At 72.4% G+C, this 23,542-nt stretch carries 17 protein-coding genes and 2 pseudogenes; 8 read left to right on the plus strand and 11 right to left on the minus strand.

Features of this window, described 5'->3' with window-relative positions; genetic code table 11:
• Positions 1 to 787, minus strand: a pseudogene (locus OO54_RS20595) (peptidase M23); the annotation flags it as partial.
• A 379-nt stretch (positions 788 to 1,166) separates the two neighbouring features.
• On the opposite strand from OO54_RS20595, the gene OO54_RS20600 reads away from it, so the two are divergent.
• Together OO54_RS20600 and OO54_RS20605 are read left to right on the plus strand one after the other, a co-directional pair.
• Positions 1,167 to 1,775 carry an RNA polymerase sigma factor gene (locus OO54_RS20600; RefSeq protein ID WP_200146638.1) on the plus strand — a complete coding sequence of 203 codons (609 nt, stop codon included), beginning with the start codon at positions 1,167 to 1,169 and terminating at the stop codon, positions 1,773 to 1,775.
• Positions 1,763 to 2,098, plus strand: a complete 336-nt coding sequence (locus OO54_RS20605) for a hypothetical protein (RefSeq protein WP_033205052.1) — start codon at positions 1,763 to 1,765, stop codon at positions 2,096 to 2,098. The genes OO54_RS20600 and OO54_RS20605 overlap by 13 nt, the downstream gene beginning before the upstream one ends.
• Positions 2,099 to 2,105: 7 nt before the next feature.
• Here the strand turns inward: OO54_RS20605 and OO54_RS20610 are convergent, their stop codons facing one another.
• The gene (locus tag OO54_RS20610) at positions 2,106 to 2,675 is read right to left on the minus strand and encodes a HutD/Ves family protein (protein WP_033205053.1); all 570 of its coding nucleotides are present in this window, start codon (positions 2,673 to 2,675) and stop codon (positions 2,106 to 2,108) included.
• A 456-nt stretch (positions 2,676 to 3,131) separates the two neighbouring features.
• Between OO54_RS20610 and OO54_RS20615 the strand changes: the two genes are divergently transcribed.
• On the plus strand, positions 3,132 to 6,488 hold the full coding sequence (locus OO54_RS20615; RefSeq protein WP_033205055.1) for a S8 family peptidase: 3,357 nt from the start codon (positions 3,132 to 3,134) through the stop codon (positions 6,486 to 6,488).
• Between the two features lie 82 nt (positions 6,489 to 6,570).
• On the opposite strand, the gene OO54_RS20620 is transcribed toward OO54_RS20615, so the two are convergent.
• From OO54_RS20620 to OO54_RS20645, 6 genes are all read right to left on the minus strand, one after another.
• On the minus strand, positions 6,571 to 7,599 hold the full coding sequence (locus tag OO54_RS20620) for a LacI family DNA-binding transcriptional regulator (protein WP_033205056.1): 1,029 nt from the start codon (positions 7,597 to 7,599) through the stop codon (positions 6,571 to 6,573).
• 63 nt (positions 7,600 to 7,662) lie between these two features.
• Positions 7,663 to 9,543 (minus strand): glycoside hydrolase family 36 protein, encoded by a 1,881-nt coding sequence (locus OO54_RS20625; RefSeq protein ID WP_033205058.1) that lies wholly within the window; start codon positions 9,541 to 9,543, stop codon positions 7,663 to 7,665.
• Positions 9,544 to 9,548: 5 nt separating this feature from the next.
• Positions 9,549 to 10,364, minus strand: coding sequence for a carbohydrate ABC transporter permease (locus tag OO54_RS20630; protein ID WP_017236622.1), 816 nt, complete (start codon positions 10,362 to 10,364; stop codon positions 9,549 to 9,551).
• Positions 10,361 to 11,335, minus strand: a complete 975-nt coding sequence (locus OO54_RS20635) for a carbohydrate ABC transporter permease (protein WP_033205061.1) — start codon at positions 11,333 to 11,335, stop codon at positions 10,361 to 10,363. The genes OO54_RS20630 and OO54_RS20635 overlap by 4 nt, the downstream gene beginning before the upstream one ends.
• A 3-nt stretch (positions 11,336 to 11,338) precedes the next feature.
• A complete protein-coding gene (locus OO54_RS20640) occupies positions 11,339 to 12,673 on the minus strand; it encodes an extracellular solute-binding protein (RefSeq protein WP_033205062.1) in 1,335 nt (444 codons plus the stop codon).
• Positions 12,658 to 13,851 carry an aminotransferase class V-fold PLP-dependent enzyme gene (locus OO54_RS20645; protein WP_234439345.1) on the minus strand — a complete coding sequence of 398 codons (1,194 nt, stop codon included), beginning with the start codon at positions 13,849 to 13,851 and terminating at the stop codon, positions 12,658 to 12,660. Before OO54_RS20645 ends, OO54_RS20640 begins: the two co-directional genes overlap by 16 nt.
• Before the next feature lie 249 nt (positions 13,852 to 14,100).
• Here OO54_RS20645 and OO54_RS20650 point away from each other — a divergent pair, with 249 nt between their 5' ends.
• On the plus strand, positions 14,101 to 14,445 hold the full coding sequence (locus OO54_RS20650) for a CU044_2847 family protein (protein ID WP_033205067.1): 345 nt from the start codon (positions 14,101 to 14,103) through the stop codon (positions 14,443 to 14,445).
• Between the two features lie 6 nt (positions 14,446 to 14,451).
• Positions 14,452 to 18,579, plus strand: coding sequence for an nSTAND1 domain-containing NTPase (locus OO54_RS20655; protein WP_033205069.1), 4,128 nt, complete (start codon positions 14,452 to 14,454; stop codon positions 18,577 to 18,579).
• 120 nt (positions 18,580 to 18,699) lie between these two features.
• Here OO54_RS20655 and OO54_RS20660 read toward each other — a convergent pair whose 3' ends face one another.
• Positions 18,700 to 20,358, minus strand: a complete 1,659-nt coding sequence (locus OO54_RS20660) for a serine protease (RefSeq protein WP_157856494.1) — start codon at positions 20,356 to 20,358, stop codon at positions 18,700 to 18,702.
• A gap of 432 nt (positions 20,359 to 20,790) precedes the next feature.
• Between OO54_RS20660 and OO54_RS20665 the strand changes: the two genes are divergently transcribed.
• Both OO54_RS20665 and OO54_RS20670 read left to right on the plus strand, forming a co-directional pair.
• Positions 20,791 to 20,982, plus strand: a complete 192-nt coding sequence (locus tag OO54_RS20665; RefSeq protein WP_033205070.1) for a hypothetical protein — start codon at positions 20,791 to 20,793, stop codon at positions 20,980 to 20,982.
• A gap of 10 nt (positions 20,983 to 20,992) precedes the next feature.
• Positions 20,993 to 21,367, plus strand: coding sequence for a DUF6193 family natural product biosynthesis protein (locus OO54_RS20670; protein ID WP_051787050.1), 375 nt, complete (start codon positions 20,993 to 20,995; stop codon positions 21,365 to 21,367).
• Positions 21,368 to 21,560: 193 nt separating this feature from the next.
• Here the strand turns inward: OO54_RS20670 and OO54_RS48800 are convergent.
• Together OO54_RS48800 and OO54_RS20680 are read right to left on the minus strand one after the other, a co-directional pair.
• Positions 21,561 to 21,951: pseudogene (locus OO54_RS48800) on the minus strand (helix-turn-helix domain-containing protein); the annotation flags it as partial.
• A gap of 27 nt (positions 21,952 to 21,978) precedes the next feature.
• The gene (locus OO54_RS20680) at positions 21,979 to 22,737 is read right to left on the minus strand and encodes a hypothetical protein (protein ID WP_234439344.1); all 759 of its coding nucleotides are present in this window, start codon (positions 22,735 to 22,737) and stop codon (positions 21,979 to 21,981) included.
• 68 nt (positions 22,738 to 22,805) lie between these two features.
• Here OO54_RS20680 and OO54_RS20685 point away from each other — a divergent pair, with 68 nt between their 5' ends.
• A complete protein-coding gene (locus OO54_RS20685; RefSeq protein ID WP_200146637.1) occupies positions 22,806 to 23,294 on the plus strand; it encodes a hypothetical protein in 489 nt (162 codons plus the stop codon).
• The last annotated feature ends 248 nt before the right edge of the window (positions 23,295 to 23,542 follow it).

Below are 23,542 nucleotides of genomic sequence, written 5' to 3' on the forward strand. Positions count from 1 at the left end.
CCTCGGTCTGCCAGGCGTGGTACACGCCGTCGGCGCCGGCCGCGAAGGCCTCGAGACGGCCGTCCGACGACCGTGCGGAGACCACCCGGCCGGAGGCGTACGGGTGCTTCGGGCCCTTGGCAGCGCCCGCCCACAGCGCGTCGGCGATGACGGTCGCGTCCGCCGCCTCGACGCCGTACAGGTGGCGCAGGTCCTCCCGCGGCCGCTGCACGTTCCAGCACACGTCGCCGATCGCCTCGTCGTTCCACGAGCCGCCCGGGTACTGCCGTTCCACCTCGTCGAAGAAGGCGTTGGTGGCGTGGACCGGGTCCAGGCGCTCCTCGCGCGAACCCCACCAGTCCTGCTGCTGGAACAGTCCGAGGCTGGTGTAGTCGACGGCCTGGGAGTAGTTGTTCATGCTGCTCTCCACGATGATCGTGGCGATGGCGATGGCGGCGGCCCTCGGGTTGAGCCCCCGGTCCCTGACCGCCTGCGTGACCATCCGCGCGCACGACATCTTGTACGCGTCGAGATAGCCGGCCATCTTCGCGTGCAGCTGCGGGTTGAGCTGGTCGGCCATGACGCCGTCGGTCGCCGACGGCCCGGCCGGATCACAGGGAACGGTCGGAATGGCGAACCCCTCCGGGCCGCCGAAGTACCGGGAGACGCCCGACCGGTCCTTGCCCGGCCCCGGTACCGGCGTGCGCTGGGCCAGGGCGGCCGGGGCGGTCATGCCGACGACCACCGCCCACACACCGGCCACGACGGCCAGCCTGGTGAGCGCGCGGCGCAGGACATCTCTTGCCATGGCGAGCCTTTCTGTCGCGAATGCGGAGGAACCCGGGTGGTCGGTGCGGCGGACGCCGTCGACACGGTAGGGGCGGGCCCGCCGGCCGAGGCATCCGGAACGATCCGGAGTGACACGCGGGGCGGTCGTCCACGGACCGTCGGTGCTCCGTCGAAAAGAACTCCGGCCGGAGGCGAATCCTCTGCGGGCCCCGGCGCCTCTTATCCGCGTACCGGCCGAAAGGGCCGACGGAACCGGGAGGACCCACCCATGATGATCACCGGCATCGTAGTGATCGGAGCCCTGCTCGTGGGCGCGTGCAGCTGGCACCTGACGCGCCGCTACAGGAGCCGAAGCTGACGAGTACCCGCGCGCGGAGCCTTCCGGATACGAGGAACACATGAACCCACGCTTTCGCTGGCCGGACGAGCGGCTGATCAAGGCCGCCCAGGACGGCGACGTCACCTCGCTGACCACCGTCGTCATGGAGTCGCAGCCCCATGTGCGCAAGTTCGCGCTGTCGTTGTGCGCCTCTCCGCAGGACGCGGAGGACGCGGCGCAGGAAGCGCTGATCATCCTCTACCGGAAGATCGGCACCCTTCGGGCATCCGGCGCGCTCGCCTCGTGGATGTTCCGGATCGTGCGCAACGAATGCCTCCGGCAGGTACGGCTGCTCGTGTCACGGGACGGCGGGACGCCCGACGAGCCGGAGGCGTCCGCGGAACCGTCCGCGGAGGAGGCCGTACTGCGCAGGCTGGAGGCGGAACGGATCGCGGCCGCGGTCGGTGCCCTCCCGCGCGAGCAGCGGCAGGTCCTGATCATGCGGGACGTACAGGGGCTGCCCGGCAGGACCGTCGCCCACGCGCTCGGTCTGAGCAACGCGGCGATGAAGTCGCGGCTGCACAGGGCGCGCGGCACGCTGCGCCGCTCCCTGGCGACGGCCGAGCCCGCACCCGTCCGAACCACCGACCGGACCGTCGAAGGAGACCCGTCCTCATGGACACCCTGAACACCATGGAACCCGTGACACCCGCGCGGGGCGCGAAGGTCCGCGCCGTCGCGCCCCCGACGCCCGGCCCGGACTTCGCCAGCAAGTCCGTCCCCCGTCACCTGGCGCGCGGCGCCGTCGGCTTCGGGCTGATCATCGGATCGATCGCCCTGGTGCCCGTCGCCGGCCCGGTCACCCTGCTCGCGGCCCCGCTGGCCCTGATCGCCTTCCGCGGCTGCCCCACCTGCTGGATGGTCGGCCTGGCGCAGACCGTCTCGCGCGGCCGGCTGGAGCGCCAGTGCGTGGACGGCGTCTGCACGCTGTCCAAGGCGCCCGTGGACTGACGCGCACTCACCTCACGGGTGCGACGTCCGCCCACAGGGCGGCGGCGTCGGGCGAGAGCGGTGCGACCGCTCGGCCCGGCGCTTCGTCGTCCGCGTCCCACCACACGCCCTGCCCGCCGGTCATGAGGCGCCCGTCGGCGCCCGCCCGCCACCGGCCGCGCAGCACGTAGAGCACTCCGGCGTGGCCGGCGGCCGGCGTGACGGTGCCGGTGACCCGCTTCACCCGGGCCGTACGGCTACCGCGTCGGACCATCAGGTTGAGCACCCGGCAGGCGCCGCCCGGCAGTTCGGCGCTCAGCGCCAGGTCGCCGGAGAACCCGAAGGGCTCGCCGACCTGGTCCAGGAGCCGGTCGAACGCGCCGGGCGAGGTCAGCCGGACGCCGTCGCCGGCCAGGAGGGTGAGCGTCCGGTCGACGCCGGGGAACGCCGAGAACGGCCCGTCCCGGTCGATGTCGGCGACGCTCGCACGCCACGCGAACCCCTCGGCGCCCACCGGCCACGACACGATCTCCCGGGTGGCGCCCCCGCCGTTGCGCCAGCGGCCGGCCGTCAGGGTCTCGACGTCGAAGGGGTGCATGCGCGGGCTCCTGAACTGGGGAGGGCGGTCCGGGTGCGGAGTCTATGCGGCCCTCCCGGACGGCCCGGTGACCGCACCCGGACGCGGAGCCGTTCCCCTCGGGTCGGAATACGGCCAACAGGAGGGGGCCGCTCCGCCCGCGGGGCCGCCGACCCCCGGAATCCGGGCGGGGGCGGCCCGGAAGCGCCGTCCGGCCCGCCCCGCGTGCGGCGCTGTCGCGGAAGGATCGCCCCGGCATCGCGGTGCCGTCACACCGCCGTCGTCGTCCCATCACACTCCGGGCCGCCAAGTTGGCCGGAAACCAGGTGAGTCGGCGCCTCAGGTCCGGACCTGCGTTGATCACCCCCTTCCCGCCTCACATACTGCGCTGACCGGCGGCGGGCGCCCCCGCGCCATCGCCCCGGAATCGACCACTCGACCTCATCCCAAGCTCCTGGGGGAGACTTGCGCGCACATGTGAAGCGAACACGCGCCTTCACCGTCACAGCGGCCGTCTCGGTGGCCCTCGTCGCAGGCATGACCGGCCCCGCGACGGCGATCCACGCGAACGCGGCGACGACACCGGACACCATGCGCCTCGACGGCGACCGGCGGATCCCGCTCGTCACCGGCGACCACGTGACCGTGGACGCCGAGGGCCGGATGGTGGGCTTCGAGCCCGCCAAGGGCCGTGAGCGGATACCCGTACAGGTGCAGCGCACCGGGAACAGGACCCTCGTGGTCCCCGCCGACGCGCAGAACCTGATCGCGACCGGCCGCCTCGACGAGCGGCTCTTCGACCTCGACGTGCTCACCGACCCGCGCCTGCGCAAGAGCCACCGCGCCGGGCTCAAACTGATCGTGCAGTACGAAGGGGGTGCCGCCGCCGCACGCGCCGAGGTGCGGGCGGCCGGCGACACCCAGGTGCGGCGCACCTTCCCGACGCTCAACGCCGATGCCGTCCGTACGTCCCCGGACGATGTGGCCCGCGTGTGGGAGGCGCTGACCAACGGGCAGAACACCGGCGCGCGCGTCGCCGCCACCGGCATCGCCACGGTGTGGCTGGACGGGGTGCGCGGCGCGCGCCTCGACCGCAGCGTCCGGCAGATCGGCGCCGACAAGGCGTGGGAGTCCGGCTTCGACGGCACGGGCGTGAAGATCGCCGTCCTCGACACCGGCGTCGACAAGACCCACGAGGACCTCCGGACGCAGGTCGTCGGCGAGAGGAACTTCTCCGCCGCCGCCGACGCCGTGGACCGCGTCGGGCACGGCACGCACGTCGCGTCGATCGCCGTCGGCACCGGCGCCAAGTCCGGCGGCCGGTTCAAGGGCGTCGCCCCCGGCGCCAAGGTGATCAGCGGGAAGGTCCTGGACGACGAGGGGTTCGGGGACGACTCCGCCGTCATCGCGGGCATGGAGTGGGCCGCCGCCGAGGGCGCGGACGTCGTCAACCTCAGCCTCGGCGGCCCCGACAGCCCCGGCGTCGACCCGCTGGAGGAGACGGTCGACCGGCTGACCGCCGAGAAGGGCATCCTGTTCGCCATCGCGGCGGGCAACGAGGGCGAGACCGGCCCGTCGTCCGTGGGTTCCCCGGGCAGCGCGGACTCGGCGCTGACCGTCGGCGCCGTGGACAAGGACGACAAGCTGGCGCCCTTCTCCAGCACCGGCCCGCGCGTCGGCGACGGAGCCGTCAAGCCGGACGTGACCGCGCCCGGCGTCGCCATCACGGCGGCCGCCGCTCCCGGCAGCGCCATCGACACGCGCCCGGGCACGCCGCACCCCGCTCCGGGCTACCTCCAGATCGACGGCACCTCCATGGCCACCCCGCACGTCGCGGGCGCCGCCGCCATCCTGAAGCAGCGGCACCCCGACTGGAAGTCCGCCGAGCTCAAGGGCGCGCTGACCGGCTCCGCCAAGGGCGGCGCCTACACCGCCTTCCAGCAGGGCACGGGCCGCGTCCAGGTCGACCAGGCTCTGAAGGTGAACGTCGTCGCCGAGCCGGTGTCGCTGAACTACGGCACGGCGCTCTGGCCGCACAACGACGACAAGCCCGTGACCAAGAAGGTCGCGTACCGCAACCTCGGGGACACGAACGTCACCCTGGACCTGTCGGTGTCCGCCCTGGACCCGTCGGGCAAGCCCGCCCCGGCCGGGTTCTTCTCGCTCGGCGCCTCGAAGGTGACCGTGCCCGCCGGCGGCACCGCCGAGGTCGACCTCGTCGCCGACACCAGCGTCGGCGAGGCCGACGGCACCTACTCGGGCTACGTCACCGCCACCGGCGCGGGCCAGTCCGTCCGTACGGCCGCGGTGGCGGTACGGGAGGCGGAGTCGTACGACCTCACCGTCCGGACCCTCGGCCGTGACGGCTCCGACGCCCGGAACTTCGCCACCACGCTGACCGGTGTCGGCGGTCCCGCGGCGAACTTCCAGGCCCGTGTCGACAACGAGCCGGGCGCCCACACGATCCGGGTGCCCAAGGGGTCGTACACGCTGAACACGGCCGTCTACCAGGACCCGTCGGACTACACGGCGGGCACCGACTGGATCTCCCAGCCGAAGCTGGAGATCACCGGCGACACCACGGTCGTCTCCGACGCCCGCACCACCAAGCCGGTGGACCTGACCGTGCCCGGCATCGACAAGGCCGACTACGCGGGCACGTACTACGAGGTCGCGACCGGCATCGGCCGCATCGGCAACGGCTGGGTCCTGCGGGGCTTCACCGGCTTCCGCACCGCCCACATGGGGCCGGCCGTCACCGACGGCTCCCTCCTGCAGACCTGGGACGCGCACTTCGTGAAGGACGCCACCAGCCAGTACTCGGTGGCCTTCGGCGGAAAGACGAGCACGGTCGCGACCGGCTACACCAAGCACGTGAAGGCGACCGAGCTGGCCACCCTCAAGGTCGGTCTCGGCGCCTCCGCGCCCGGCAAGACGGCGCTCGCCTCCCCGTACGCCCATCTGCCGGGCGCGCCGGAGGGCAACGGCTTCTCCGCGCCGCAGCCGGCGCCGGGCACGCGCACCTTCTACGTCTCCACCGGCGACGGCGCCAGGTGGCTCACCCGGTACAACCAGCTGGGCGACAAGGACGAGTGGGGCTACCCGGCGTTCGAGGGCGCCTGGGAGATGGTCGCGCCGAAGCGCTACGAGGCCGGCCGGACGTACCGCGAGACCTTCGACACGGGTGTCATGGGCCCGCTCCTGGGTGAGGGCATGGGCGTCTTCCGTACGGTCGACCCGGTGACGGGCGTGCAGCAGATCGCCGGCGCCGTGCCGCTCGCCTCCGACGGCAAGGGGCACGCCGGGATCGTCCCGTACACCTCGTCCACCTCGACGCTGTACCGCGACGGGGTGAAGGTCGCCGAGAGCACCGACCCGCTGAGCGGCTCCGAGCCGTTCGCGGTCGACGCCGCCGACGCCGAGTACCGGCTGACGGCGTCCGTGGAGCGCCCGGCGAAGGCGAGCGCGGTCTCCACCCGGATCGAGACCGGCTTCACCTTCCGTTCGCGGCAGGTCGCGGCCACCACGTCGCTTCCGGTCTCCACCGTCCGCTTCGCGGCCCCCGTCGACCTGTCCACGCGCGCCCCGGCGGGCCGGACGGTCCTCGTCCCGGTGACCGTGCAGGGCTCGGCGGCCGGCAGGAACCTCAAGTCGCTGACGGTGTACGTGAGTTACGACGACGGGAAGACCTGGCAGCCGGTTCAGGTGACGAACGGCGCCGTCTCCGTGCGGAACCCGGCGAAGGACAGCGCCGTGTCGCTGTCCGCCGAGGTCACGGACAAGCAGGGCAACACGTCCACCCTGAAGATCCACAACGCGTGGTTCGGCAAGTGACGCGACCCGTGTGAGAACACGGCGATGTGCCGGGAGGCGTTCGAGGACGCCTCCCGGCACGTTCCGTTTGCCGGGAGGTGTCCTACCGGTCCGGCGTGCTGGCCCGTACGACCGGCTCGGCCGGGAGCAGGAGCCCCGCCGCCGGGGCGGTGGCGGTGCCCTCGACCGCGCTGATCAGCCGGTCGACGAGCGCGTGGGCGATGCCGGACAGCGGCAGGCGCACGCTGGTGAGGGCCGGCTGGAGCAGCGTACAGAGCGGCAGGTCGTTGAAGCCGGTGACGGCGACGTCGGTGCCGACCGTGAGCCCGGCCGCGCGGACGGCCTGGTAGGCGGAGAGGGCGAGCCAGTCACTCGCGCAGACCAGGGCGGTCGGACGGTCGGGTCCCGTGAGCAGGCGCTCGACGGCGTAGGAGAGCGCGGCGGGGTCGTCGCCGGGGACGCCGACCTCGAAGGCTCCGTCGGGTGCGGCGGCCCCGGCCTGGAGGAAGCCCGCCCTGCGGTCGGCGAGCCACGGCAGGGACGCGGCGGAGTTGACGTAGCAGATCCGGCGGTGGCCCTGTGCGAGCAGGTGGCCGACCAGCTCGGCGGTGGCCGCTGCGGAGTCGATGTCCACCCAGTTCTGCGGGCGGCCGGGGGCCGTGCGGCCGAAGGCGACGAACGGGAAGGCGGCCTCGGTGAGGGCGTCGACCCGGGGGTCGTCGTGCACGACGTCGGAGAGGACGAACCCGTCGACCTGGCGGGCGGCGATCAGTCCGTTGAAGGACTTGGCGACCGCCCCGGCACCCCGCTGCGGGTCGCAGCGGAACAGCAGCACGCGGTGGCCCACGGCGTCGGCGGCGCTGACCAGCGCCTGGAGGAAACCGCCCATCAGCGGGTTGGGGTCGGCGGGATTGTCGGCCGGGGCGGGATAGCCGATGACCCTGCGGGTGCCGGTGCGCAGACTGCGGGCGGACTGGTCGGGCTGGTAGCCGAGCTCCTCGATGGCGGCGGTGACCCGGGCGAGGGTGGTCGCGCGCAGCCGTTGGGGGGCGTTGAGGGCGTTCGAGACGGTCTGGCGGGAGACTCCCGCCGTCCGTGCGACGTCCTCGATGGTCACCTGTCGAGCGGTCATCGTTCCTCTGGGCGGTGGTCGGCGGGCTGTGGGCGGCGGACGGCCGCCCACGGCCCCCGTCGTTCAGTGCTCGCGCGTCAGGGTGAGCAGGCCGCCGGTCGGCACGGTCACCGGGTTCACGCCGGCGACGAGGTCGAGCACGGTCTCGGACAGGATCTCACCACGGCAGTCCTGGACGCGGGCGAGGGCCCGTTCCGGCCGGTCCGCGACGAGCAGCACCACGGGGTCGGCGTCCGCGTTGGCGACGAGGAGGGTCCGTGGGCCGCCCCCGTGCCCGCGGTCCGACTCGTCCCGGCCCGGGGGATCGCCGTCCGTGAGGGCGACGGGCAGCGGCGCGTAGCGGGCGACCACCGTGGTGCGGTGGTCGCGGGCGCGGATCAGGGGGTAGCCGAGGTCCGGGCGCGCGGGTTCCAGGGCGCCGAGCTGGAGGACGTCGGCGTAGCGGCGGAACACGCCGAGCCAGAAGCCCAGGGCGGCGAGCTGGTCGGGGGTCTGGGCGCCGAGGTCGACGGAGATCTGCGGCACCGAGAACAGGGCGTTGACCAGGTGGACGGCGACGGCCTCTGGGGTCTCGGCCGCGTTCCACATGATCATGTCGGCGTGGACGGCGAGCGGGCCCGCGACGAGCCGGCAGTCGACGGTGCGCTGGCGGTTCTCGGCGGGGCTGAGCGGGCAGTCGGTGGCGCGGACCATGGTGGCGTACGGCCAGAGCCCGGGGCTGACGTACGGCTGGCGGTGCTCGACGATCACGTCGGGCCGGGCGCGGCGCAGCCGGGCGTCGAGGTCGGCGAGGAGTCGGCGTACGCCGTCGTGGACCGTGGCGTGGTCGGCGCCGGGCGGCGCGGGCGGCGGGTCGGCGACGGCGAAGCGGTCGATGAAGTCGAGCTTCACGCCGTCCATGCCCCACTCCTCGACGGCGCGGGAGACCCGTTCGATCAGGTGGGCGCGCACGTCGGGGTGGCGGGGGTCGAGCACGGCCGCGTCAAGGTGGGGTTCCTCGCGCAGGGTCAGGCCCTTGAAGCGGTCCCAGGCCTCGTTCCGCCGGCCGATGAACGGCAGCGCGTACCAGAGGAGGTGGGCGAGGCCGAGGCGGTGGACCTCGGCGACGTGGGCCGCGGGGTCGGGGAAGGCCTCGGGGTTGGGCTCCCAGTCGCCGCAGTGCCCGTATCCCCGCGTGCGGTCGGCGGTCTGCCAGCCGTCGTCGACGATGACGCTCTCGCACCCGAGGGCCGCGGCCAGGGAGGCCTGGCGTTCGACGGCGGCGGCGTCGACGTTCTGGTGGAGGCTGTACCAGGTGGAGTACGCGGGCATCCGCGCGGCGGGGGCGACGCCGGGGTGGTCGGTGCCCTCGGCCCACCAGGCGGTGACGTCCCGCAGGGTGGTGGCGAAGTGGCGCCCGCTGACGTCGATCCGCAGCCGCAACGGCGGTCCGTCCGGGGCGAGTTCCTGCTCGACGGTGAAGGCGAACTCGCCGCTCTCCTCGACCACTCCGGCGCCGACGCGCACGGGTGCGGCCGTCTCGCCGGCCGCGGCGGTGCACACGGCGCGGTCGCGGGAGCCGACCAGGCTGGCGACGGGGGCGCCCAGGGCGAGCGAGACGGTCCGGGGGGCGGTCCAGGAGGGCGGCAGCCAGCGGGAGGCGTCGGTGTTCGGGGTCCAGTAGGCGGTGGCCCCGACGCAGGGGACGCGCCATTCGGCGCGGACGGTGACGGTGTCCGTCGCGGTGACCTCGACGAGCGCCACGCCGTCGGCGATCCGGGTGACGGTGGGCTCCCACCGCGCGCTGCCGAGGCCGGTGAGGTGGACGACGAGCGGGGCTCCGGTCGGGTGGTGCAGCTCGGTGCGGAGCTGCCGGTGGACGACGCTGCCGGGGGCGTCCCCGGCCGTGTTCGGCCGCCAGGCGGGGACGGGCTGCTCCGCGGCGGTGTCCGGTGCGGTGGTCACGTGGGTCACTCCTTGGTGGCCCCGGCCAACAGGCCGGAGATGAACTGGCGTTGCAGGACGAGGAAGAGGGCCATCACCGGGACGGCGGCGATCGCCCCGGCGAGCAGTACCTGTGCGTAGTTCGTGGTCGACAGGCCCTGCAGGGTCGCGGTGGCCACGGGCAGGGTGTACATCTCGGGGCTGCGCAGGGCGATCAGCGGCCAGACGAACTGGTTCCAGCCGCCGAGGAAGACGAACAGCGCGAGCGCGGCGATGATCGGCCGGTTGACCGGGATGACGATCCGCCACAGCACCCGCAGTTCGCCGGCGCCGTCGACGCGGGCCGCGTCCAGGAGTTCGTCCGGCATGGACCGCAGCGCCTGCCGCATGAGGAAGATGCCGAACGGGGTGACCAGGCCCGGCAGGATGACGGACTGGTAGGTGTCGATGAGGCCCAGTTCCGTCATCATCTGGAAGATCGGGATCAGCATGACCGTGTCGGGGATGACCAGGGTGCTGAGCAGCAGGACGAAGAACAGGTTGCGTCCGCGGAAGTCGAACTTCGCGAAGGCGTAGCCCGCCAGGACCGAGACGACGACGGCGCCGACGGTCTGGACGCCCGCCACCAGGACGCTGTTGAGGAGGACGCGGGTGAGTCCGATGGACTCCTGGAGCCCTTGGAGGTTCTCCATGAGGTGGCCGCCGGGGAGCAGTTTCGGCGGCCAGGAGAACACGTCCTTGTCGTCCTGCGTGGCGGCCATGGCGAGCCAGTAGAACGGGCCGACGCAGAGCCCGAAGGCGCCCGCGAGCAGCAGGGTGAGGAGGGGGCCGCGGGCCTTCATCGGCGCTCTCCCATCAGGCGGACCTGGAGGATGCCGAGGACGGACACGATCGTCGCGAGGGCGTAGGCGAGGGCCGAGGCGTAGCCGAAGTCGAAGTACGTGAAGCCGTTGTCGTAGAGGTACATGGTGACCGTGAGGGTGGCGTTGTCGGGGCCGCCGCCGGTGAGGACGTACGGCTCGTCGAAGAGCTGGAGGGTGCCGATGGTGGAGAGCACGACCGTGAGGAGGAGGATGGGCCGCAGCTGGGGCAGGGTGATGGCGAAGAAGCGGCGGACCGGCCCCGCGCCGTCGACCATCGCGGCCTCGTACAGCTCCTTCGGGATGCCCTGCAGACCGGCGAGGTACATGACCGCGTTGTAGCCGGTGTAGTGCCAGGTGATCACGAGGACGATGCCGACGCGGGCCCAGAAGGGGCTGCCGAGCCAGTTCACCGGGTCGATGCCGACCAGGGAGAGGACCCAGTTCAGCAGTCCCGCGTCGCGGTTGAGGATCACCGAGAACATCACGCCGGCGGCGACCAGGCCGGTCAGCGAGGGGACGAAGACGCCGAGTCGCCAGAGCGGGCGCAGCCACACCTTGGCGGAGTTCAGTCCGAGTGCCACGAGCAGGGCGAGGCCGAGCATCAGCGGCACCTGGACGACCAGGATCAGTCCCGTGTTCCTGAGCGCGGTCCAGAACAGCGGGTCCGCCAGGAGGCGCCGGTAGTTGGCGAGTCCGGCGAACCGCTGGGCGTCGCCGTTGCCGGTGTTGAGGCTGATCCAGAACGAGGCGGCGATGGGGTACGCCTTGAAGACGGCGAAGCCCAGGACGGCGGGCATGATCAGCAGGTACGGGACGGAGGTACGGGTCAGCAGCCGGCGCCGGCCCGGCCGGTCGGGGCCGGCGGGGCGGCGGGCGCCGCGACCGGCGGAACCGGCGGGTGCGGTCGCGGCCCCGGTGGCGGGCGCGCGTTCGGGCGGGGCGAGGGACATGGGTCAGCCCGCCTGCTTCCGGCCGGTCTGGCGGGCCAGCTGCTCGGCCGCGGCCTTCAGCACTTCGGCCGGATCGGCGCCCTTGATCAGGACCTGGCTCTGTGCGTCGCTCGCCAGCTTCAGGGCGCGGCTGTAGTCGCCGGTGAAGTTGGTCGCGTCCGCCCCGGAGCCGAGCGTGTCGACGAAGGAGCGCAGCACGGCCTGGCCGCCGTAGAAGGGGTGCGGCGCGCTGAACTTCGGGTCGGTGTAAGCCGCCTTGAGGGCGGGGAAGACGCCGCCGGAGGCGAACATCCGGTTGATCTCGGCCGGCTTGGTGAGCGCGTACTCGACGAAGCGCCAGGCCGCCTTGCGGCGCTTGCTGGTCGCGGAGACGGTCAGGTAGGTGGAGTTGACGATGGCGCTGCGCCCTCCGCCGGGCACGGCGGCGGGCGGCTGCATCACACGCCACTTTCCGCTCTGGGCGGGGAACTTGGTGGCCAGGTACTCGACGGCCCAGGCGGGGTACGGCGCGGTGGCCAGCTTCCCCTGGCCGACCAGGCGCTTCCAGGTGCCCTGGCCGGCGGTGTCGGCGACGAGGCCGGCGTCGTCGAGCCGCTTGATGACGGTGAGGGCCTGGACGGCCTGCGGCGAGCCGAGCGTGACCCTGCCCTCGCCGTCGAAGTAGAAGGCGCCCTGGAGCTGCATCAGGTTCTGGAAGAAGTCCATGTCCTGGGTGGTGCCGGGCTTGTCGAGTCCGAGCAGCTGGGCGCCGGTGGCGGCGCGGATCCTCGGCCCCGCGGCGATCAGGTCGTCCCAGCTGCCGAGGGAGGCGGGGTCGACACCGGCCTTCTCGAAGTAGTCGTGCCGGTAGAACAGGCCGAGGGGGTTGACCTCCCACGGCATCGCGTGGACCGCGCCGTCCTTGCCCGTGACGGTCGGCCACAGGCCTTGCACGAAGGCGTCCTCGTACCGGTCGGCCCCGAGTCTGGACAGGTCGGCGAGGCCCGCGGGGAACTTCTCCAGGTAGCCGGGGAGGTAGTCGACGCCTATGTGGAGGACGTCGGCGAGACCCTTGCCGCCCGAGGCGAGCCCGACGGTGATCTTGTCCCAGATCGCCGGGTTGCCGAGGTCCTGCACGTCGACCTCGATCCCCGGGTTGTCCCGCTCGAAGGACGGGACGACCCCGCGCAGCGCCTCGGCCGCGGTGGTCCAGCTCCAGACGGTGATCGGACCGCTGTCGCCGTCGGCGCCCGACGCCCCGGCGCCCGATCCGCCGCCGCCGCAAGCGGCGAGGCCGAACCCGGCGGCGGAGGCGGAGGCGAGGTGCAGGATCTGACGTCGGCTCAGGTGGTGGGACATGTCGACTCCTGGGTGTGGGTGTGGGTGTGAGTGCGGGTGGTCGTACGGGTACGGGTGCGGGACGCGCCCCGGGCGAGGGCCTCCAGCACACCGGTGAACAGGTCCGCGGCCGCGCCCGTGGTGGAGGCGTGGGGGGAGAGCCGGATCCACTCGCCGCGGTGCGTGGTGATCACCCCGCCCGCCTCCAGCGCGCGGTGCACGGCTGCGGGGTCGTGGCCGGGCAGGCGGAAGGCCCCGATGCCGGCCCGCTCCCGCCGCCCGAGCCCGTCGAGCAGGACCTCGGCCCCCGCCCGCCGCGCCCGGTCGAGCAACTCGGCGAGCACGTCCCGGATTCGGGCGCCGACCGCGGCGGGACCGCCCCCCGCGAGCAGTCCGTCGACGGCCGCGCCGAGGGCCGCGGCCGCCGGGAAGTCCGGATTGGTCGCGAGATGCGCGGCGGCCCCGGGCAACGACGGCGCCGGATGCCGCTCCGCGAACGGCGCCGTGACGCCGGCCCAGCCTCCGAGCCCGGGCTCCAGCCGCTCCGCGCACCGGTCCCGGACGAGCAGCAGCGCCGCTCCCCAACCGGCTCGCAGCCACTTCTGTCCCCCGCTGACCAGGACGTCCGCGGCATCGGTCTCCAACGGCACGGCGCCGAGCCCCTGGATGGCGTCGACGATGAGCAGCCGGTCCGGCCCCAGCACCTCCTTGAGCGCCGCCAGGGGCGCCACGTGCCCGGAGAGCGAGTCGACGGCGCTGACGGCAAGCGCCCTGACCTCCGGCGTCAGGTGACGGCGCAGCAGTTCCGGAGTGACGTGGCGCCCCCGGTCCGGGTCGAAGCGCCGCACCTCCGGCCCTCCCCTGCCCGCGAACCGGAGCCACGGATAGACGTTGGCGGGGAACTCGTCCCTCGGTACCAGCACGACTCCCGGCCCCCGCAGGCCCGCGGCCACGCTGAACAGGCCGTTGCTGGTGGAGGGCGCGAGCGCGACTTCGTCGGACCGCGCCCCGAGGAGCCGAGCCGCCGACCCCCGTGCCGCGTCGCTGAGCTCGAACAGCCTCCCCAACTCCCCCGGCCCGCACCGCGCGGCCAGCCCCACCGCACCGACGAGTGCCCGGGCCGCCTCCCCCGTCACCGGCCCGACCCTCGCGTGGTCGAGGTAGCCGGGCATCGGCCCCTGACAAATTTGATCGTTCAAAACACATCCCCAACGAAGCCAGGAACAAGGATCTCCTGGGATTTGAAGGTTCACATTAGAGAGGTGACCCCACCCCGGCAAGAGTTCGCACCACCCGCATCCGACCGACCGCGGCGGTCACCGTGGGCGCCCGGGATGCGACGGACGCCGAAATCGACGACGCTGGTTATGAGCCCTGGGCGGATCCGCCCACCACCGTCGAACGCGGCTGCGCCGGCACGCGCCAGCCCAGCGTACGGAGGAGGCGCTGTGACATCCCTGACCCGAATTCCCCTGGAAGGCGGGGGCTCCCTCCTGGTCGAGGACCCGTCCGCGACGGGCGGACCGGTGAAGGCCGGCCGCATCGGCGACGCCATGCGCGAGCTGCCGTCGACGCTGCAGACCTCCCTGGAACCCGTGGCCGACGCCGCCCGCGCGACGCTTCAACAGCTGCGCAGGGCAAGGCCGGACGCGATCACGGTCGAGTTCGGAGTGGACCTGGCGGTCGAGGCCGGGGCGGTGATCACGAAGAGCCGGGCCGACGGCCATCTGAAGGTGACCGTTTCCTGGGAGCGCGAGGCCATCTACACGCCTCCACCCGCGGACGAGGACTGATGCACGATGCCCGGCAGCACGAAAGGGCTTCCCGGCTCCGTGGCCCAGATCCTCGGACCGGACGGAAGGGTGGCGGGCGCGGGCTTCCTCGTGACCGAGGGACTCCTCGTCACCTGCGCGCACGTCGTCGAGGCGGCGGGGAGCGGCCCCGGCATGGAGGTCGCGGCCGCCTTCCCCCACGCGGAGGGTGCCCGTGAGAGCCGGTTCGAGGGCCGGGTCCTCGACGACGCGTGGCGCGGCCCCGAGTTCGAGGACGTGGCGGTCGTCCGGCTGCACCACCCGCCGGCCGGGGTCGACCCGCTACCGCTGGGGGCCGCGGCGGACTGCCGGGGGCACCGCGTCCGTTCCTTCGGGTTCCCCGCACAGGCTCCGCCGGAGGGGCACTTCGGCTACGGCGAGGCCGGCGACGTACTGCCGGACACCGGCGGCAGGGGGCCCCACCTGCAACTGACCGTCGCCAACGACCTCACCACCGGCTTCAGCGGCGGGCCCGTCCTCGACGAGGTGACCGGCCTCGTCGTCGGCATGCTCACCGAGATCACCGCGCCCGACGCCTTCGAGCGAGGCCAGGGCATCGCCTACGTCACCCCCACCGAGACCCTGCGGGAGATCCTCCCGGAACTGACCGCCCGGAGCATCTGCCCGTACCGGGGCCTGGAATCGTTCACGTTGGAACAGGCCCGGTGGTTCCAAGGCCGGAACGACGCCGTACAGCAGGTCATGGCGAGCCTGGCCCGGCAGCGGCGGCTGACGCTCCTCCTCGGGCCGTCGGGGTCGGGCAAGTCTTCCCTGGTCCAGGCGGGCGTGCTGCGCGCCCTCGCGGTGGGCGAGCTGCCGGGCAGCGACCGCTGGTCCCCCGTCCTCGCCCGCCCGCGGCAGGACCTGTCGGCCGAACTCGAGCGCGCCGGGCTCCCCGGAGCCGCCGCGGACGGGCTCGGCGCGGCGGTCGCCCGTCGGCTCGCGGCCGAGCCTGACGGCGGCCGCGTCGTGATCGTCGTCGACCAGTTCGAGGAGCTGTTCACACCCGCCCCGGACGACGGCCGGCCGCCGGACCGCGTCCCTCTCGCGCGACAGCTCGCGACGGCGGTCGACGAGAACGCCCGGCTCAGCGTGATCCTGGTCATGCGCGACGACTTCTACCCCCAACTCGCCGCACAGGCGCCCCTGTTGCTGGAAGCGGCCAAGCCGGGGCTGCTCAACGTCCCCAACACCCTGAGCAAGAAGGACCTGCACGACATCATCACCCTGCCCGCGGCCGATGTCGGAGCCCGCCTCCAGGCCGGACTGCCCGAACAGATCATCACCGACGTGCTGGCCACCACCCCCGACGGGCGCACGCTGGGCCAGGTGCCCGCCACGGTCCTCCCCCTGCTGGAGCTCACCCTCGAACAACTGTGGGACCGACGCGAGGACGGATTCCTCACCCACGACGCCTACCACCGCATCGGAGCGGTCAGCGGCAGCCTGACCTTGTGGTGCGACACCGCGCTCGAGCGGTTGTCCGACGGACAGCGCCCCGTCGCCCGGCGCATCCTGACGTCCCTGGTCCGTCCCGAGGACCCCCGGCGCCGGGCCCCCGCCGTCCGCGCCCAGGTCCCGCTCGACGAACTCCGCGACCTGGCGGGCGACCCGGACGGGGCACCCGACGGCCACCAGGACGCCGACGACGTGATCGCCGCCCTGGCCCGCCACCGGATCATCACCACCCAGACCCCCGCCACCTCGGAGGATTCGGACGGCCCTCCCCGCCGGCCCGTGGCCGAGCTGATCCACGACGCGCTCATCCGCGACTGGGGCACCCTGCACGACTGGCTCGCCCAGGACCGCCGCTTCCACGAGTGGCTCGACCGCACCCGTGAGCGCCGGGCCCGTTGGGCCGAGAAGAAGGACCCGGGCGACCTGCTGGCGGGCACGGCACTCGCGGAAGGCCTCGACTGGTCCCGCAAGCACCGCCTGCCGGGCGACATCACGGCCTTCCTCTCCGCCAGCAAGGACCGTCAGCACGCCGTCATCCGGCGCAGCAGGCGCCTCAACACGGTCCTCGCCACGCTGCTGGTCCTCGCCCTCGTCGCCGTCGGAGGCGCCCTGTGGCAATGGCGGACCGCGGTCACCGCCAGCGAGGCGGCTCAGTCACGCGAGCTCGCCGCGCAGTCCGCCGAACTCATCGGGACCAATCCCGAACTCGCCTCGCTGCTGGCCGTACGGGCGTACCGGACCAACCACAACGTGGAGTCCCGGGAAGCCCTGATGAACGCGGCGGCGCTGCCGAAGCACCAGCGGCTGGACGGGCACACCGAAGCCGTGCGCCAAGTGGCGTTCAGCCCCGACGGCAAGACACTCGCCACCGTGGGGAACGACCAGACCCTGCGGCTGTGGAACGCGGACGACGGCGCACTCCGCGCCACTCGGGAGGGGCACGAAGGCGAGGTGTACGCGTTGGCGTTCAGCCCGGACGGAAACATCATCGCCACGGGCGGCGAAGACAGGACCGTGCGACTGTGGAAAGTGGACGGCAGCGACCATATCGTCTTCGCCGAACCCTCCTCCGCGGTGGCCGCGTTGGCCTTCAGTCCCGACGGAAACACCATCGCGACCGCCAACGGAGACGGAAAGGTGCAGCTGTGGGACACGGCCACGGGCGCACTCCGCACGAATCTCGAGGGACACGAAGAGGTCGTCTACTCCGTGGCGTTCAGCCCCGACGGCCGCACCCTCGCCAGCGGCGGCGCGGACACGACCGTACGGCTGTGGGACGTCGGCCTCGGCAAGGAGGGCAGGAAGCTGGACGCGCTGCAAGGCGAAGTGTACGACGTGGCGTTCAGCCGCGACGGAACCCTCGCCAGCGTCAGCGCCGACGGCGTCCTGCGGCTGTGGGACCCGACCACCTGGGAAAGCCGCGACTCCCAGGCCGAGGGCACTCCGGAAGCGCTGGCGTTCAGCCCCGACGGCCGCACCGTGGCCACCGGGGACGACAACACCGTGCAGCTCTGGGACCCGGCAACAGGCGCGGCCCTCATGGGGTTCGCCGGTCACTCGAACAGCGTCAACGCGCTGGCGTTCAACCCCGACGGACACACGCTCGCTTCGGGCGGTCTCGACAGCACGGTGCGGCTGTGGGACACGACCGCCGGTACGGTACGGGCCCTCCGGGCCGGACACACCGGCGCCGTCATGTCCGTGGCCTTCACTCCGGACGGCCGCACCCTCGCCACCGGCAGTCTGGACACGACCGCCCACCTGTCGGATGTTCGCAGCGGAGCGGTCAGGGACACCTTGCACGGCGGCGGCGAGAGCTCGGTGAGTGCCCTGGCCGTCAGCCCGAACGGCAAGATCGTGGCGACGGGTGACTGGGCCGGGTCCGTCGAACTGTGGGACGCCGAAACGGGCAAGTTGATCAAGTCCTGGACCGAGCACGAGGACATAGTGAACGGGCTGACGTTCAGCTCTGACGGCCGCACCCTCGCGAGCGCCAGTTCCGACTACACCGTCCGGCTGTGGGACATGCGCACGCGCACGCCCGGCGCGGTCCTCGAGGGCCATACCGGCACGGTCGTCGGGGTTGCGTTCAGCCCCGACGACAAGACGGTCGCCACCGCGTCCGGCGACACGACGGTCGGCCTGTGGGACGCGGACACCGGTGCGAACCGCGTGTATTTGAAGGGACACACGGACCAGGTGAACGCGGTGGCGTTCAGCCCGGACGGATCCACCCTCGCGTCGGCGGGCAACGACCGCACCGCCCGGTTGTGGGACGTCGCGTCAGGCAACACCCGGACCACACTGATCGGACACACGGACCAGGTGCACGCGGTGGCGTTCAGCCCCGACGGCCACACCCTCGCCACCGGCGGCATCGATGCCTCCGTACGGCTCTGGAACGTCACGTCCGGCCGGACCCTCACCACCCTGCTCGGGCACTCGGGCGCCGTGTTCGACCTGACCTTCAGCCCCGACGGCCGCACCCTCGCCACCGGCAGCGGCGACTCCACCGTACGGCTCTGGAACATCGACCTCCCCCAGCCCGACGCCGCTCTCACCACCGTCTGCCACAACGCCGGCCGGGACCTGACCCCACAGGAACGGACGGCCTACCTGGCGGACCAGTCGACCGCCCCGGTGTGTCCGTCCCGTTGAAGAAATCAGGGGCCGTTTCGGATGTCTCCGAAACGGCCCCTCACTCCCGGCCCGAGGCGGGCACGGCCGAAGGACCCCGGGGATGCCCGGCCTTCCCGGGTACCCGCCGAGGGACGGACGTCAGCGCGCCCCTGTGGCGGCACGCGTGACGTACGCGTCGATGTGGGTCTGGGTGAGGGTGTTGCCGTGGGCGTCCGTCAGCTCCGCGCGCAGCGACACCGCCTTGCCGGGTTCCGGCGTCGTCACCGTGATCCGTCCGCCGGTCAGCGCCGCCCGCGTCCAGGTGGCGCCCCGGTCCGTGGACACGGACACGGTCAGCGACCGCACCCCCGAAAGCCGGGCGGCGCCCTCCACGGTCACCGCCACCCGGCTCGTGGTGTGCGCGGGGGCGGTGCCGTCGAGCGCGAGGTCGGGGCCGAAGCGTACGGCGCTCAGCGGGAGGTCGATGGCGGTGGCCGTCGCGGCGGAGGTGAACGTCCACGTCGCCGTGACGCTCCCGCGCGGCCGTGTCGCGCTCGCCGTCAGCCGGTAGGCGGCCCTCCCCGCCGACACCGTGAACGAGGCGTGCCCCGGCTTCTCGCCGCGGCGGGTCGCGACCAGCCTGCCGTCGCGGTGCAGCGTGACGGTCGACGCGGTGAACAGGGGCGAGGACGGCACGTGGCCGTCGCCGTCGGCGAGCAGCGGCACCGTCAGGTCCAGGGTGTCGCCGGTGCGCTGCGCGACGGGCCGGGCGCCGGGCGAGGAGTCGATGGCCGGGCCGAAGACCGGGGTGTCGAAGGTGTGCACCGTGGTGGAGCCGGGCGTGAACGAGCGGCCGAGGACGAAGTGGTTGTTGGCCGGCCCCTCCCGCTCCGGCTGCGCGCCGTACACGAGGTCCCAGGTGCCGCGCTCGGGCGTGAGGAGGAACGTCCCGGTGCCCCCCGACGGCACCGCCAGCGCCAGCGCCGGCGAGGGGCCCTCCGACGGTGAGAAGTCGACGAGGGCCGTTCCCCCGCCGGACGCGGGAACCCCCGCGCGCACCACCAGCGTGGCCAGGTCGCCGGGCGTCGGGTGCCGGACCAGACCGGTCAGCGCCCGCTCGCCCCGGAAGACGTAACCGAGGGCGCAGACGCCGCCCGGCCGGCTCCAGTACGAGTCCACCCAGGTCCGTACGGCCCCGCGCTCGGCGGCCGGCCCCAGGTGCGCGACACGCAGGTCCAGCGACATCGTCAGCAGGTGCGCGAGGCCGGTGACCCCCTCGTACGTCACCTCGGCGAACACCCCGGCCTGCTCGAACCTGGCGTCGGCGACCGGCGGCCTGATGTCCACCGGGCGCGCGACCCGGGCGTCGAGCACGAGGGTCATGTCACGGTCGACGTCCAGCCGGGGCTGCACGAGCCAGTCGTTCCCCCAGTTGCCCTCCCCCACCGGCCTGGTGGCGATGGTGGAGTCGAGCAGGTACCGCCCGGCGGCCACCTGGACGGTGACGGTGCTGGGTGATTCCTTCAGCTCCCGCCCGCTGCCCGCGTCGGGCCCGGACAGCGCGGTCAGCAGGGTGCGGTAGTCGGTGGTCGGCGCGCCGTCGCGGCCCAGGTGGACAAGGGTCAACGCGTACGTGCCGGAGGCCCCGCCCGTCCGCCGCCCGGCGGGCACGGCGTGGGCCGCGGCGGCCGGAAGGCAGACCGCCGCGGTGCCCACGGCCGTCGCGACGCCGAGCCCACGCAGCACGGACCGGCGCGTCGCCGCCCGGACGGGGGCGGACGGGACGGGCGAGGAAGAGTGCTTCGAGTAGACGTTCATGATCTGCACTGGACCGGCCCGCCCCCGGGTTCCCGTGACCCCCGTCACATCACCCTCGCGTCACCGCCGGCCGGTTCCGCCGGTCGTCACGGCTGCGACCGCCAGGCGACCACCACGCCTCCGGACCCCATGCCCAGACCCACCGGCCCCGCGCCTGCTCCGTCCGCGGCCCAGGAGATGACCGCCGCCCTGACATCGCACCGGCGCCCGCTCCGCTGACGGTCCGGCCGGCGTACAGCCGGTCCCTCCCCTGGTTTCGAACCAGTCGGTTCCTGCAGACGGAATACCGAACAGCAGTGGACAGGTGGGCAATTGAAACAATCCACAGACCATCGTGGATGCCTTCCGCACAGCGGCCGTGTTCGGCGGCCGGTTCGACACGAGGCATGAGGACAACTGCCTCCGGCCGGTGTCGGCGGAACCGCGTGGGAGATGGGCCTGGTCGCCAGGGTCGTGCGGCCGCACGACGGGGACGCGGCCTGGGGAGAGCCGGACGAGGAGCGTCTCGGCCGCCCCTGGGAGGAGATCCACTGGTACTCGAACAATGAGAGGATCGAGGCCCCCAAGCCGGACATCCCGGAAATCAAGCCCGACCTTTCGAAGCTTCCGAAGCACATGAGGTGAGAGCGAGGAGATGACGGGCGACGCCGACGCGCGAAGTGCCGCGGACATCGTGGCCGAGGAATGGCGGTTCCTCCTCGGCGGCGGTCACGACTTGGTCGACACGGAGACCGTCCGCGGGGCTTACGCACAGCCGCGGTTGCGACAGCTCTTCCCTCTGGTCGGTCACGGGGTCGTGTACTTCAGTGGCCGCACCGGAACGCCCGCCGCCCACGTCGGCGGGCAGGTCCAACCGCGGGGTAGCGATGGACGCTTCCGGGTGCGCGGCCCCAAGGGCGTGGGGATCCTCGGCAGGACGGAGACCCTGGAGGAGGCGTTCGCGCTGGTCGTCGCCAACCTCCCGGAGGAGTGCGGGCCGGCCGTGCTCGGAGGCGCGGGACGAGTCTGACCGCGGAGCGAGGTGACACGACACCACCATCGGCGGCGCTCGCCGTCCGCGGCCGGCCGCGACCCGCTCGCGGAGCCATGCCTGCGTCAAGGCGACGTTTCACCCCGGCCAAGTGCGCTGGCCCCCAAGTGGTCCCCAAGTGGTCCCCAAATCCATTGCGCTAGTGCCGCATCAGAGAACCTTCGCCCTGTTTCTCGGTGACCAGGAAGTCGGCCAGTTTCGCCGGACTCCAGGTCGAAAACGGCAGGCCGTGCTCGGCCGGCCTGGACTTCGCGGTCTTCTTGATCTCCCGGCGCTCGGGCAGCGTGAGCGTCCTGGGCCGGCCGCCCTTGGACTTCGGGTGGAGCGGCTCGAAGCCGTCGGCGTTGAAGTTGTGGATCACGTCCCGGACCCGGTCCGCGCTGGTGAACGTCACCTCGGCGATCTTCACCACCGGCATGCCCTGCGCGGACAGCAGCACCATCTGGTCCCGCCGCCAGGTCACCACCGAACCGGTGCCCCTACGGATGGTCCGCAACAGGCGCTGCCCCTCGTCGCCATCGATCTCGGCCATCGATCTCGCGAACGCGTACCCGCTCCGCCATCCGCACATGGTCTCGTTCAGTGCACGATCATGCGGATATCCCAGGCGGCGCGTAGTGGCGCAAGTAGTCACGCACCTGAGGCTCGAGTCCGGACAAATCATTGCCGTTGAGGGCATGCCAGAGACGGTTCTCGATCCAGAACCGATGGGCGAACTCCTCGAAGGAAGATGCACACCAGAGGATTGCGGCCCTTTGCTCCTCCGGATCGTCGAGATCGGTCTCCGTCTCTTCCCCGTCGCGCCGCGCCTCGTACTCGTATTCGTAGTCGAGATAGGAGTGCACCACGAAGGCCTCACCCGACGGACGGAGGTAGAGGTACCAGATGACGCAGTCCTGCTGATCCCGCAGGAATCGCACAAGGAAGGCACCAGGCTCGACCGGACTGGGCAGGGGCTCTGAGATATCGGTCCAGCAGCACGTCACCGAGACCTCATCAAGCGAGCAGTGCAGCTTCGAGTCAGCCTGGAAGGTGACGAAGTCCCGAGGCAGCGTCAAGCCCTTGGCCGCCAGGCTCTCCGCCAAGCGATTGAGCACTGTGACCTGTTCGGGAACAGGTCCGCCAGTACCACCGAGCCATTGAAAGGCGCCCGTGAACTCGGTGGAGTCGAGAGGCGGCAGGCTCTCGTAGGGGTAGTACTCATAGGTGTAGCGGCAGGGGCGGTATTCACCCAGGTCGGTGGCACACCAAGCAGAGTCGAAGCCGACCGAGGACAAGTCGGACCCTGATCGTTCACCAAACATCGGCCCCCCATTGATCACCGTGAGCGGAGTTGTCGGCGTCAGCATCGCACTGCCTACTGACACTCCCCCGCCCCGCCGCTCTGCCCTCCCTGAGCAGCAACGATGATGGCCTCGTGGTGACAGACCTTGAGCTCTTTGCGGACTACTTCCAGATCCACCTCCTGGACGACGAGTCCGAGGGCGACCTGAGCGACGTGTGGACCGAACAAGCCGTCCGGGACGGGCTCGGCGTCACTGAAGATGCCCTGGCCATCGGCACCGACGTCAACATGACCGTGGCAGTCAGCGTCCACGTCCTCGCGCAGCAGCCGGACGACGACCGCGACGACTTCGATCATGTCGTCGAAGCAAGCCTCAATCTGGCCTCGGGACGGCTGGTCGTGCTGAGCTGCACCGACCACCTCCCCGATGCGGCACGCTTCGACATGCCCACCGGCTGGACCCGCATCCGCGCTTCTCGACGGAACCTCGCTGCCGCCGCTTTCCCCGACCCCGATGACGAGGACGAGCCGGAGGACACCGAGGAGATCCGACTGCAGGCCTGGCCGGCCCCGTACTCCCAGCCTCACATCATCAAGCGCTGGACACGCCCCGCCGCGTAGTCGCTGTCGCGAGCCGCTCTACATGTTCCTGGGCCGACTTCCTCGCCTGGGCGCGGCGGATCGACCAGCCGTTCTACCACCCCGTCTCGACCCGCGCCGTCGACGCGGTGGTCGTCCCCGAGCCGGGCGTGTACGACACGCACGGGCTGCGGGTCGCCGACGGTAACAGGAGAACATGGCCGACCATGGGCACCGCCCGCCTCGTCCAGTTCCGACAGGCCTCATGCGCTGACCCCCGACTGGTCCCC

The sequence above is a fragment of the Streptomyces wedmorensis genome, assembly GCF_000716445.1.
In the GTDB taxonomy this organism is placed as follows: Bacteria; Actinomycetota; Actinomycetes; order Streptomycetales; family Streptomycetaceae; genus Streptomyces; species Streptomyces wedmorensis.

Coding starts and splice junctions, on each gene's coding strand:
- OO54_RS20660 (WP_157856494.1), bottom strand. CDS start 20,358: ATGAACGTCTACTCGAAGCACTCTTCCTCGCCCGTCCCGTCCGCCCCC.
- OO54_RS20670 (WP_051787050.1), top strand. CDS start 20,993: ATGACGGGCGACGCCGACGCGCGAAGTGCCGCGGACATCGTGGCCGAG.
- OO54_RS20635 (WP_033205061.1), bottom strand. CDS start 11,335: ATGTCCCTCGCCCCGCCCGAACGCGCGCCCGCCACCGGGGCCGCGACC.
- OO54_RS20600 (WP_200146638.1), top strand. CDS start 1,167: ATGAACCCACGCTTTCGCTGGCCGGACGAGCGGCTGATCAAGGCCGCC.
- OO54_RS20630 (WP_017236622.1), bottom strand. CDS start 10,364: ATGAAGGCCCGCGGCCCCCTCCTCACCCTGCTGCTCGCGGGCGCCTTC.
- OO54_RS20610 (WP_033205053.1), bottom strand. CDS start 2,675: ATGCACCCCTTCGACGTCGAGACCCTGACGGCCGGCCGCTGGCGCAAC.
- OO54_RS20665 (WP_033205070.1), top strand. CDS start 20,791: ATGGGCCTGGTCGCCAGGGTCGTGCGGCCGCACGACGGGGACGCGGCC.
- OO54_RS20655 (WP_033205069.1), top strand. CDS start 14,452: ATGCCCGGCAGCACGAAAGGGCTTCCCGGCTCCGTGGCCCAGATCCTC.
- OO54_RS20680 (WP_234439344.1), bottom strand. CDS start 22,737: ATGCTGACGCCGACAACTCCGCTCACGGTGATCAATGGGGGGCCGATG.
- OO54_RS20620 (WP_033205056.1), bottom strand. CDS start 7,599: ATGACCGCTCGACAGGTGACCATCGAGGACGTCGCACGGACGGCGGGA.
- OO54_RS20605 (WP_033205052.1), top strand. CDS start 1,763: ATGGACACCCTGAACACCATGGAACCCGTGACACCCGCGCGGGGCGCG.
- OO54_RS20640 (WP_033205062.1), bottom strand. CDS start 12,673: ATGTCCCACCACCTGAGCCGACGTCAGATCCTGCACCTCGCCTCCGCC.